Genomic DNA, 10,960 nt, shown 5'->3' with positions numbered 1-10,960 from the left:
GGTGGCGGTTTGCTTGCGAACGACCGGCGGACGGGCCGCGGCGTGAGGTTCGCCGCGCACGATCCGCTTGCCCGCCGCCGCCGCGGTGGGCCCGGTTCGATCCCTGGGGTCCGGGACTGGCGGGCGCAGGCGGCCGGGACTCGCGAGAAGTCCGCCCATGCCCCGTGGCTGATCCGCCACGCCAGCGCGCGGTGTACCGGCGGCCCGGGGAGCCCGGCTGCCTCGCCGGGTTCGTGCGGGCAGCACGCGAACAGCGCGAACATCCATGTCCCGGCTTCCGGCGGAAGGGAGCGAGGCTTCCGGCTCCTTCTGGGGGGTTACGCCCGAGCCTTGCACATCGCACGCCAGCCGCATCGGCCGCGCCGCTGGCGGAACGGTACGAAGCCGCTCCATCAGCGGAAGAGAGGCGAAGCACCGTCGACAAGGCGCCTGCCCGATCCTCGTTGCCTGACGTGAAGTGCGCCTCATAACCAATATGGTTCGTTTTGTCAAGGTCGCTGGTGAGCAGAGGTCGGGCGATTGCGGAGAGCCTTGCTTCGCTCCCAACCCTCGTCATCCCAGCGAACGCTGGGATCGCGTGCAGGCACCGTACGACCTGGCGGGTAGCGATCCCAGCTTACGCTGGGATGACGGGATTCGCTGGGGAAACGCAGATGACCGGAAGGAAGACCCGCTCTATCGCCTCCCCCTGTCATCCCCGCGAAGGCGGGGATCCAGGGTTCGCCATCAGCCGATGGATCCCCGCTTTCGCGGGGATGACGTTTGGCTGGGCAAGATGCACCCTGGGCGCCGCGCTTTCGTCCGGCACTCACTTCGCGGGACGTGGCCCGCCGTCACTCCCTTCCAGCGGACCACTGCGATTGCAGAAGCCCGCTGCGCTGCCGCCCCTGTCATCCCCGCGCAGGCGGGGATCCAGGGTTCGCCCTTAGCCCATGATCCAGCTTTCGCGGGAAGGACACGCCTGGGCAGGTTGAGATGCACCCTGCGCGCCGCCCCCTCGCGTCCGGTGCCCTACCCGGCGGGGCCCGACCGGTCGTCACTCCCTTCCAGCCGACCGTTGCGATCGCTGAGCTCCGCTGCGCTGCCTCCTTTGTCATCCCGGCGAAGCCGGGATCGAGAGTCGCTGTCAGTTTATGGATCCCCCCTTTCCGCGGGGATGACACATGGGTCGGTCGGGAGTTGGGCAATAAGGCGGGTTTTCTCAGTGCCTCGGTTGTTCGCCCGGCCCGGCGTTTCGGCTTTCGTGGTGATGACAGGAAGGGACGACGACCTGTTCAGGTTTCGCCTAGAGCCAGCCCCCGGTCTCCAGCAGCAGCCAGATGCCGACGGCGAGGAACAGCAGCGCGGCCACCACCCGTACGGCGCCGAGCGGTACGCGTGCGATCAAGGCGTTGCCGAGGAAGACCGCGGGGACGTTGGCGATCATCATGCCCAGCGTCGTACCGGCGGTGACGGTCAGCACGTTCTGGAACTGCGCGCCGAGCGCGATGGTCGCGACCTGGGTCTTGTCGCCCATCTCGACCAGGAAGAACGCCACCAGCGTCGTCAGGAAGGCGCCGAAGCGCGCCTGTTTCGGGCTTTCGTCCTCGTCCAGCTTGTCGGGCACGAGCGTCCACGCCGCCATGACGATGAACGAAGCCGCGACGAGATAGCGAAACCAGGTCCCGTCGAGGAGGAAGCTGGCCCGCTCGCCGACGAATGCGGCGAAGGCGTGGTTGGCGAGCGTCGCGAAGAGGATGCCGAGCACGATCGGCAGCGGCCGTTTGAAGCGCGCGGCGAGCACGATCGCGAGCAGCATGGTCTTGTCGCCGATCTCGGCGAAGGCGACCACGGCGGTCGATGTCAGGAAGGCTTCCAAGATGAATCTCCGGGCCGGGCAGCGACAAGACGAACGGCATCGCACCGCGCGCCCGGCCAGGCGGGGGGCCATGCCATTGGTCTCGCCCGAACGGTGCCCCGTTCCCCGCGCGCCACGGCCTCTCGACCGAGTATGTTGACGCGCAGGCCCGCCCCGGTGGGCGGTCGGCTACTCCCCAGATGACGGGGCGGGCCTAGCCATGCGGTTCGCGAAGATCAACCCGCCGTGGTTCGGCGCAGGATGACAGTGTGTCCATGTCCGGAAAAATTGCCGGGCAGAGGCTTGCGCACGGCATCCGCGCGTGCGCGGTTCAGGATCGCGAGCGGCACATCGGCATCGTGCAGGATCGTGTCGGCCTCCCCCAGCAGCCGCGCTTGCCGCAGCGTCAGATCGTCGGGATCGTCGCTGGTCAGCACGATCTCCACGCAGGATTCGGAGACGTGATCCGCGGCGCTCTCCAGCCATCCGTCGATCTGCTCCGCCGCATCCACCCGCAAGGGATCCAGCGGACCGCCTTCCGCCAGTGCAGCATCGAGCGCGCGGCGGCGATCGGCGGCATCCGGAAAGCGCCTGCGGATCGCCTCGCGCACGGCGTAAAGCCCCTCCGCCAGACGCCCGAGCGATGGCGGCAACAGCGCCTCCAGCCGCAGCCGCAAGTGTTTGGCCAGGCCTGCCGAGGCGCCGCCGGTTCCCACCGCGACCAGCACCGGATCGCGGTCGAGCACGCTCGGCACGGTGAAGTCGCACAGTTCGGGCCGGTCGCTCACGTTGACCAGCAGCCCCTTGCGCTTCAACCGCATGGCCGCCGCTTCGGCCTCCCGCGCGTCGTCGAGCGCGACGAAAGCGAGCCGTGCGTGATGCGCCTCCGCCTCGCCGCAGCACAGGCCGCCCGCGCGCTCGACCAGCCGCCGCTTCGCCTCCGCCGCGTCGCCCCGGCCGAGCACGACCACGCGCTCGCCCGCGACCCGGTGGAAGAGCGGCAGGCTCCTCATAGCCAGTCGGGCACCCGCTCCGCGTCCATGATCGCGTCGGCCGGAATGCGGTCCGCGACCACTGCGAACCTGTCGCCGTCGACCAGCACTTCGGGCACGAAGCCGCGGCTGTTGTAGCTGCTCGCCATCGTCGCGCCGTAGGCGCCGGCGGTGCGGAACACGGCGAGATCGCCGGCCGTCAGCGCGTCGATCTCGCGGTCCATCGCGAAAGTATCGCCGGTCTCGCAGATCGGGCCGACGACGTGCGAGGTCATCCTGTTCCCGCTGGGCGCGACCGCCTCGATATCGTGCCAGGCGCCGTACATCGCCGGGCGGGCGAGATCGTTCATCGCCGCGTCGACGATCACGAAAGGCGGCCCGTTGCCGCTGCGCTTGGAGCGGATCACGCGCGTCAGCAGAATACCCGCGTTGCCCGCGATCACGCGTCCGGGCTCGAAGGTGAGGCGCACGTCCCACCCCTTCGTCACTCGCGCGACCATCGCGCCGTAGTCGGCAGGGGAGGGCATGACGTCGCCCGGCTTGTACGGCACGCCCAGCCCGCCGCCGAGGTCGGCATGGGTGACCGAAAGCCCCGCTGCACGCAGCTCCCCGATCAGCGCGCCGAGCTTGGTGAAGGCGCTCTCGAGCGGTTCGAGATCGGCGAGCTGGCTGCCGATGTGCACGGCCACGCCCCGCATATCGAGCCCGTCCTCCGCCGCGAGTGCGGCATAGATCGCCCCCGCGCGGTCGAGTGGAACGCCGAACTTGTTCTCGCGCTTGCCGGTCGAGATCTTCTCGTGCGTGCGCGCGTCGACGTCCGGATTGACCCGCAGGGCGCAGGCCGCGGTCTTGCCGAGGCGGCGCGCGACCGCGGCGAGCTCGTAGCCCTCTTCCTCGGACTCGATGTTGAACTGGCCGATCCCGGATTCGAGCCCCTGGACGAGCTCGGCATGAGTCTTGCCGACGCCGGAGAACACCACATCGGCAGGGGCCATCCCGGCTGCCAGCGCGCGCGTCAGCTCGCCGCCGGAAACGACGTCGGCGCCATAGCCTTCCTTCTGCAGCACGCTGAGCACCGCGAGATTGGGGTTCGCCTTGACCGCGAAGGCGACGTGCGGCCGGTCGAGCGCCGACAGCCCCTCGCGAAACACGCGGGCGTGGCGGACCAGCGTGGCGCGCGAATAGACGTAGACGGGCGTGCCGACGGCTTCGGCGATCGCGGGAAGCGGCACGTCCTCGGCGTGCAGCACGCCGTTCTTGAGCTGGAAATGGTCCATGCGCGGGCGCTTAGCGGGTGCGCATGCGGCAGTCGAGCAAGCCTTGCTTGAAAGGGGAAAGGCAGGCCCTTCCGGCCGGGTGAAAGGCGTTATTCCGGCGGCAGGTCGAAGGGATCGTCCTCGCGCTCTTCGGAGCGCTTGCGCAGTTCGACGCTGCGCTCGGGCGCGGCTTGCGGGTCGAGCGCGAGCAGGTCTTCCGAGGTCGGGCGAACCTCGCTGCCGTAAGGTGCCGGCGGCAGCGACTGCCCGGCCAGCGGCTCGAGGTCGGCCTTCTGCCCGCAGCCGGCGAGGGCGGCGGCGAGGGCGAGCGGTGCGAGGATCCGGCGCATCATTCCTCCATGCCGAGCGCGGCGCGCGCTTCGGCTACGCGCTGCCTTACCTGATCGGGCGCGGTCCCGCCATAGGAGGCGCGCGCCGCGACCGAGGCGTCGACCGACAGCGCCGCGAACACGCCGTCGCCGATGCGCGCGTCGATCGCCTGCAGGTCCTCCAGCGAGAGCCGGTCGAGCGCCACGCCGCGCTGTTCGGCCAGCTTGACCGCGGCGCCGGTGATATGGTGCGCCTCGCGGAACGGAATGTCCGCTTCGCGCACGAGCCAGTCGGCGAGGTCGGTCGCGGTGGCATAGCCGAGCTCGGCTGCGGCGCGCATGCGGGCCGTATCGAACCGGCTCTCCGCAACCATGCCGGTCATCGCCGCGATCGACAGCGCGAGCAGGCCCGCTGCCTCGAACACCGGCGGCTTGTCGTCCTGCATGTCCTTCGAATAGGCGAGCGGCAGGCCCTTCATCGTCACCGTCAGCGAGGTCAGGCAGCCGACGATCCGCCCGGCGTGCCCGCGCACAAGCTCGGCCGCGTCGGGGTTCTTCTTCTGCGGCATGATGCTGCTGCCGGTGCTGAGCGAATCGGGCAGGCGGATGAAGCCGAACGGCTGGCTGGCCCAGAGGATCATCTCCTCCGCCAGCCGCGAGAGGTGCAGCGAACACTGCGCGGCGGCCTGCAGGTAATCGAGCGCGAAATCCCGGTCGGACACCGCATCGAGGCTGTTTGCGGTCGGGCGGTCGAAGCCGAGCGCCCCGCTGGTCGCCTGGCGGTCGATCGGAAAGCCCGTTCCCGCGAGTGCCGCCGAACCGAGCGGGCATTCGTTGAGCCGCGCGCGCGCATCGGCGAGGCGGCTGCGGTCGCGGCGCACCATCTCGTAATAGGCCATCAGGTGATGGCCGAGCGTCACCGGCTGCGCGGTCTGCAGGTGCGTAAAACCGGGCATGACGCTGCCTGCATGCTCGCCCGCACGCGAGACGAGCGCGCGCTGCAATTCGGCCAGGCCCGCGTCGGCCTGCTCCATGGCCTCGCGCACCCAGAGCCGGAAGTCCGTCGCGACCTGATCGTTGCGGCTGCGGGCCGTGTGGAGCCGCCCCGCTGCCGGGCCGATCAGCTCGGCGAGGCGGCTCTCGGTCGTCATGTGGATGTCTTCGAGGTCCCAGTTCTCGGGAACCCCGTTCGCCTCATACTCGGCGGCCACGGCGTCGAGACCGCGGGCGATCTCCGCCGCATCGGCCTGCGATACGATCCCCTGCGCGGCAAGCATGGCGACATGCGCCTTGCTCGCGGCGACGTCCTGCCGCCAGAGGGCCTTGTCGAACGGGATGGAAGCGTTGATTTCGCGCATGATCGCGCTAGGGCCTTCGGCGAACCTGCCGCCCCACATCGCATTGGAACCGCCCGTGTCTCCGTCCCTGTCGTCCCGCTTTTCGCTCACGATAATCGCCTTGGCCCTGGTTGTTGCCGGCTGCGATAGGCAAGCACCCGGGGAGGCGCAAGGCGAGGGCGCGTTGGCCACGGACAAGGCGGACTTGTCGAGCGTGATCGACCGCAGCCGCGCGGGTGAGCTGATGCCCGCCATGACGGTCTCCGATCCGGCGGGCAATCAGCTCAACCTCGCCGCCGCGCAGGGAACGCCGGTGCTGCTCAACCTGTGGGCGACGTGGTGCGCGCCGTGCGTGAAGGAAATGCCGCAGCTCGACGATCTGGCGGCGGAGTACGGCGACTCGCTGCGCGTCATCACCGTCAGCCAGGACATGGGCGGCGCGGAGAAGGTGGAGCCGTTCTTCGCGCAGATGCAGTTCGAGCATCTGGAGCCGTGGATCGAGCCGAAGCTCGAACTCGGCTTCGCGCTCGAAAGCCAGAGCCTGCCGACCACCGTGCTCTACGACGCCAGCGGGCGTGAAGTCTGGCGCGTCGTCGGCGAATACGACTGGTCGAGCGCGGACGTGCGCGAAGCGATCGCGGAAGCAAGCTAGCCTTTCAGCGAGCTCCCTTCGTCACGACCGCTGCCGACAAGGGCACCAGGCAGAGCAGGCCGGCGAGCATCCAGAATGCGGCCGAGAGGCCCACGCCGTGGGCGACGAACCCGATCACCGCAGGTCCGGCGAGGATTCCCGCGTAGCCCATGGTGGTGATCGCGCCGATGGCCAGCGCGGGCGGCATCGCCTCCTGCGAGCCGGCGCGCCGGAAGAGGACGGGCACGATGTTGGAGGCGCCGAACCCGATGAGCAGGAATCCGGCCAGCGCGACCGCGCTCGCAGAGGCGGTCAGCAGGACGACCAGTCCGGCGACCGCGAGCGTGCCGCTGCCGATGAGCGTCGACCGGTCGCCGATCCGCGCCGTCAGCCTGTCGCCGCCCAGCCGGCCGATCGTCATGGCGATCGAGAAGAGGATGTAGCCGAGGCCGGCCTGATCGCGCGCGACCAGCCCCTCCTCGGCGATCAGGAGAGCGCTCCAGTCGAGCATCGCCCCTTCCACCAGAAAGGTTGCGGCCGCGAGTATCGCCAGCAGGAGCACGACGCCGCGCGGGCGAACGAAGAGCGGCTCGTTCTCCGCAGCCGCGGCGGGAAGCAGGCGCGGCGACGCGATGAGGATCGCGGGGACGATCAGCGCGGCGAAAACGAGTGTTCCCGCGAGCGGAGGGAGGCCGGCGGTCAGGAAGACCGTCATCAGCGCCGCTCCGGCGAAACCGCCGATGCTGAAGAGCGCGTGAAAGCCCGACATCAACGGGCGGGCGGCCGCGCGCTCTACCTCCACCGCGTGGATGTTCATCGCGACGTCGATCGAGCCGAGCGCACCCCCAAAGACGAACAGCGCGGCACCGAGCGCGACCGGCGTGGCCGCGAGGGCAAGGAACGGCAGGGTTGCAGCCAGGGCGAGTCCGCCTGCGACGATCACCGGCTTGCTCCCGAAGCGGGCGCTGATCGGCCCGGTCGCGATCATCGCGGATATCGAACCGAGGCCGATGCAGAGGAGCAGCAGGCCGAGTTCACCGTCGTCGACACCGACACGCAGCTTCGCGAACGGAACCAGCGGCGCCCAGCACGCCATTCCGAAGCCCGCGACGAGAAACGCCAGCCGGGTGGCGGTACGCGTGGCTGGGCGATCGGCGGAAAGCGACATCGAGATATCCGGTGGTGGGCGGTGACGGGTTCGAACCGCCGACCTACTCGGTGTAAACGAGCCGCTCTACCAACTGAGCTAACCGCCCCACGGTGCGCGGCGCTTCTAGCGTGCTGTCGCCGAGAATCAATTGCGAATGGCGCGCCTGCACGTCTTGGGTCCATAACTCGATTGGAGCAACCGCTGCGTCACGACCTTGCTCCAATCGAGTACGGACCCTAGGGGCCGGTCATGACGCAGGCGCATCTTCTGGTTCTCGCAACGGGCGGCACGATTGCGGGCGTGGCGGGGTCCGCCTTGCGGCACGATTATCGCCCCGGCCAGATCGGGGTGGACGATTATCTCGAGCAGGTCGATGCGCTCGGGCTGGAGGCGCGGCTGGTCGGGCGGCAGATCGCCAACATCGGTTCGGAAGATATCGGCGCGGCGATCTGGACGCGGCTGCACGAGGAGATCACCGCCGCCTTTGCCGATCCCGGTTGCCAGGGGGTGATCGTCACGCATGGGACCGATACGGCGGAGGAGACAGCCTTTCTGCTCGACCTGACGTTGCCGACGACCAAGCCGGTCGTGCTGGTCGGCGCGATGCGGCCGGCGGATGCGGTGGGGTACGACGGGTTGCGGAACTTCGCCAATGCGGTGCGCGTGGCGAGCGATCCGGAGGCCGCCGGGCGCGGGGTTCTGGTGGTGATGGGCGACCGGGTGTTCGCCGCGCGCGACGTGCGCAAGGTCCGCACGCGCGGGACCGACGCCTTCCGGGGCTTTCCGCGCGACGCCGTCGGGCTGGTCACGCCCAGCGCGCTCGACTGGTTCGGCGCTCCGTGGCGCGCGAGTGAGGGCGCGCAATACGCCTATCACGCGGAGCTGCCGGAGGTGCCGATCCTCTACGTCTACGGCGGGATCGGGGCGGATGTGGCCGCGCGGATGACGAGCGAGGCGACCCGCGGCCTGGTGGTCGCCGGGGTGGGCGAGGGGAACATGCCCCAGCCCCTGCGCGCCGAGCTGGTCCGCCTGCGCGAGAGCGGCGTGGCGATCGTCCGCGCAAGCCGCCTCGACGAAGGGCTGGTCGACCGCGAGCCGGAGGACGACGCCAACGGTTTCGTCGCCGCGCGCGCGCTCAACCCGCAGAAGGCGCGAATATTGCTGCAGGTGTTGCTGGCGAACGGGATCGACGATCCGGCCGCGATCCAGGCGGCGTTCGACCGGCGGTAGTCCTTTGAGACGCCCTCGGACTGCGTCCTCGGGCTCCGCAGGACGAGCGGGTACGACTTAAAGCGCGAGCCCCAGCGAAGGCTGGGGCCTCAGGCCGCTTGGTCGTCCGGTGTTGCCTGAGGTCCCCGCCTTCGCGGGGACTCGTGGATTATCCCCAGGGCGTGACCAGGTACTTCTCGCCCGTCTTCATCGCGCGGTAGTCGGTCGCGGCGTCCTTCTCCAGCATCTGTTCCAGCGTGACCTCGCGCTTGTAATGGCTGGCGAATGTCGTGGTGATGTTGTCGAGCACGCGCTTGCGCATGCGCGCCATGGTCTCCGCACCCGCCTGCGCGAGGAACGGGGTCAGCAGCCAGCCCGACAGTGTCCAGCCGAAGCCGTAGCTGGGCGTGAGGATCGTCGGCCCGAGATCAAGCCGACCGTAGATGAACATCCGCTTCGGCTGGTTCGAGCCGTAGCGGTTGTAGTCCTTCATCTTGGATACCGCGACGCGCTCCATCGCCTTGAAGCAGGCGTCGGTCGTGGTGCCGCCGCCGATCGGATCGAAGCCGTAATAGGCGTCGGTGGCGTCGATCGCCTCGCAGAGCTTCGGCAGGAAATCGTCGGCCGAGGAATTGACGACCCACTTGGCGCCGAGCCCCTTCAGCAGATCGACCTGCTCCTGCTTGCGCACGATGTTGACCAACTCGATCCCGTCTTCCTGGCAGATCTTCACCAGCATCTGGCCGAGGTTAGAGGCGGCGGCCGCGTGGATGATCGCCTTCTGCCCGTCCATCTTCGCGTTCTCGACGAAGCCCAGCGCTGTCATCGGGTTGACGAAGGCGCTTGCCCCGTCGCGTGCGGAGACGTCGCCGAGCGGCAGACACATCGCGGCATCGGCGATCGCATACTGCGAATAGGCGTGGCCCGGCACGCAGGCGACGCGCTGGCCGACGAGCGCCTGCGCCATTTCCGAATCGCCCGCCGCGACCACCGTGCCCGCGCCCTCGTTGCCGACCGGCAGGCGCTGCCCGTGGCGGCCCTTGGCGCCCGAGTTGAACGGTTCGGGCATGGTGGCGACGAGCTTGCCGGTGGAGAACTGCGCGTTGTCGATGTCCGCGGGGCCGAACAGCAGCGCAAGGTCGCTCGGGTTGATCGGCGCGGCCTCCATCTTCACCAGCACCTGATTGCCGGTCGGATCGGGGAACTGCGTCTCGGCGACCTCCACCGTCAGCGTGCCGTCGGGCGCGAGGGTGGTGAAAAGCTGCTTTCCGGTGGTGGTCATCGATCGGTTTCCTCTCTTTCTGGTCCTTCGAGACGGCTCAGCCCCTCGGCTTCACCTTCTGGATGAACGGTTTTGGTTTGCAACCCTCTCTAGCGGCGTTCGCGGCCCGGCGTGAGACCCGTTTGTGAACATACCCGAAGTCCGAATAATGGCTAGCGCGCAGAGACTAGGGATAGACCGCACGCACGAAATAGAGCCCGCTCGGCGGGGCGTTGAGGCCGAGCGCCTGACGGTCGCGCGCCGCCAGCGCCTCGGCCACCTGCTCCTCCCGCCAGCGGCCCATGCCGACGAGCGCGAGGCAGCCGACCATCGATCGCACCTGATGGTGGAGGAAGCTGCGGGCCTCGGCTTCGATCAGCACCTCCTCGCCCGCACGGCGGACGGCGAGGCGATCGAGCGTCTTGACCGGGCTCGCCGCCTGGCAATGGGCGGAGCGGAAGGTGGTGAAGTCGTGCCGCCCGACCAGCGCCTGCGCCGCGCGGTGCATCGCGTCTGCGTCGAGGGGCTGCGGCACCTTCCACGCCCGATCCCTATCGAGCGTGAGCGGCGCGCGGCGGTTGACGATCCGGTATTCATAGGCGCGCCCGATGCAACTGAAGCGCGCGTGCCAGTCGTCCGGCACGATCTCGCAGCCGATGACGGCGATCGGATCGGGGCGGAGGAGGGCGTTCAGTGCCTCCATCAGCCGAAACGGCTCGAACGGCTTCTCGATGTCGACGTGGCTGCGCATGGCGAGCGCATGGACGCCGGTGTCGGTGCGGCCCGAGGAATGGAGCGTCGCCTCCTCGCCCGTCACCGCATGGACGGCGCGCTCGACCGCCTCCTGCACGCTCGGCCCGTGCGGCTGGCGCTGCAGGCCCATGAACGGCGTGCCGTCGAATTCGAGAGTGAGCGCGAAGCGGGTCATCGTTGGCGCTCTGCTTCGCACCACCCCCCG

General features: G+C 69.2%; 10 protein-coding genes and 1 tRNA gene. 2 read left to right on the top strand and 9 right to left on the bottom strand.

From position 1 onward, the window contains the following. Positions 1 to 1,285 precede the first annotated feature (1,285 nt). The 5 genes from JNO53_RS13495 to argH form a co-directional block, all read right to left on the bottom strand. On the bottom strand, positions 1,286 to 1,858 hold the full coding sequence (locus JNO53_RS13495; RefSeq protein ID WP_203112382.1) for a TMEM165/GDT1 family protein: 573 nt from the start codon (positions 1,856 to 1,858) through the stop codon (positions 1,286 to 1,288). Between the two features lie 215 nt (positions 1,859 to 2,073). Next, positions 2,074 to 2,850 carry a precorrin-2 dehydrogenase/sirohydrochlorin ferrochelatase family protein gene (locus tag JNO53_RS13490; RefSeq protein WP_203112380.1) on the bottom strand — a complete coding sequence of 259 codons (777 nt, stop codon included), beginning with the start codon at positions 2,848 to 2,850 and terminating at the stop codon, positions 2,074 to 2,076. Continuing rightward, entirely contained in the window at positions 2,847 to 4,106 is a 1,260-nt protein-coding gene (gene lysA, locus JNO53_RS13485; protein ID WP_203112378.1) for a diaminopimelate decarboxylase, read from the bottom strand. Before lysA ends, JNO53_RS13490 begins: the two co-directional genes overlap by 4 nt. 89 nt (positions 4,107 to 4,195) lie before the next feature. After that, entirely contained in the window at positions 4,196 to 4,435 is a 240-nt protein-coding gene (gene lptM / locus JNO53_RS13480) for an LPS translocon maturation chaperone LptM (protein WP_203112376.1), read from the bottom strand. Beyond that, complete coding sequence (gene argH / locus JNO53_RS13475; protein ID WP_203112374.1) at positions 4,435 to 5,811, bottom strand: argininosuccinate lyase; 1,377 nt, start codon at positions 5,809 to 5,811, stop codon at positions 4,435 to 4,437. Before argH ends, lptM begins: the two co-directional genes overlap by 1 nt. Before the next feature lie 124 nt (positions 5,812 to 5,935). Here argH and JNO53_RS13470 point away from each other — a divergent pair, with 124 nt between their 5' ends. Next, on the top strand, positions 5,936 to 6,403 hold the full coding sequence (locus JNO53_RS13470; protein ID WP_338015363.1) for a TlpA family protein disulfide reductase: 468 nt from the start codon (positions 5,936 to 5,938) through the stop codon (positions 6,401 to 6,403). Between the two features lie 4 nt (positions 6,404 to 6,407). Here JNO53_RS13470 and JNO53_RS13465 read toward each other — a convergent pair whose 3' ends face one another. Next, the gene (locus JNO53_RS13465; RefSeq protein WP_203112369.1) at positions 6,408 to 7,550 is read right to left on the bottom strand and encodes an MFS transporter; all 1,143 of its coding nucleotides are present in this window, start codon (positions 7,548 to 7,550) and stop codon (positions 6,408 to 6,410) included. Between the two features lie 12 nt (positions 7,551 to 7,562). Continuing rightward, positions 7,563 to 7,638, bottom strand: a tRNA-Val gene (locus JNO53_RS13460). Positions 7,639 to 7,781: 143 nt separating this feature from the next. Here JNO53_RS13460 and JNO53_RS13455 point away from each other — a divergent pair. After that, positions 7,782 to 8,762 (top strand): asparaginase, encoded by a 981-nt coding sequence (locus JNO53_RS13455; RefSeq protein WP_203112365.1) that lies wholly within the window; start codon positions 7,782 to 7,784, stop codon positions 8,760 to 8,762. A 148-nt stretch (positions 8,763 to 8,910) separates the two neighbouring features. Here the strand turns inward: JNO53_RS13455 and JNO53_RS13450 are convergent, their stop codons facing one another. Further along, the gene (locus tag JNO53_RS13450) at positions 8,911 to 10,023 is read right to left on the bottom strand and encodes a zinc-binding dehydrogenase (protein WP_203112362.1); all 1,113 of its coding nucleotides are present in this window, start codon (positions 10,021 to 10,023) and stop codon (positions 8,911 to 8,913) included. Between the two features lie 166 nt (positions 10,024 to 10,189). Beyond that, on the bottom strand, positions 10,190 to 10,930 hold the full coding sequence (gene truA / locus JNO53_RS13445) for a tRNA pseudouridine(38-40) synthase TruA (RefSeq protein ID WP_203112359.1): 741 nt from the start codon (positions 10,928 to 10,930) through the stop codon (positions 10,190 to 10,192). Between the last annotated feature and the right edge of the window lie 30 nt (positions 10,931 to 10,960).

Source organism: Altererythrobacter sp. C41 (genome assembly GCF_016803135.1).
Taxonomy (GTDB): domain Bacteria; phylum Pseudomonadota; class Alphaproteobacteria; order Sphingomonadales; family Sphingomonadaceae; genus Pelagerythrobacter.
This window is presented reverse-complemented; position numbering and strand designations above follow the sequence as displayed.